The organism is Pseudomonas sp. HY13-MNA-CIBAN-0226 (assembly GCF_040310305.1).
GTDB lineage: Bacteria > Pseudomonadota > Gammaproteobacteria > Pseudomonadales > Pseudomonadaceae > Aquipseudomonas > Aquipseudomonas gregormendelii.
In genome coordinates this window covers 1-241 of the sequence record NZ_JBEOPS010000565.1, presented here as the reverse complement: position 1 = coordinate 241, position 241 = coordinate 1, and the positions used below count along the sequence as shown (strand labels likewise).

The 241-nt window shown below is 59.3% G+C and carries 1 pseudogene; it reads left to right on the top strand.

From position 1 onward, the window contains the following. Nucleotides 1–241: pseudogene (fadB, locus tag AAEZ05_RS29935) on the top strand (fatty acid oxidation complex subunit alpha FadB); the annotation flags it as partial.

Below are 241 nucleotides of genomic sequence, written 5' to 3'. Positions count from 1 at the left end.
CCCGAACGACCCGGCGCCGGTTGAAGCGATCAAGACCATCCAGAAGGCCGCGAGCTTCGGTCGCGACAAAGCCCTGGAAGTGGAAGCGGCAGGCTTCGTCAAACTGGCGAAAACCTCGGCTGCGCAAAGCCTGATCGGCCTGTTCCTGAACGATCAGGAACTGAAGAAAAAGCCCAAGGCCTACGACGAAATTGCCAAGGACGTGAAACAGGCTGCCGTACTCGGCGCCGGTATCATGGGT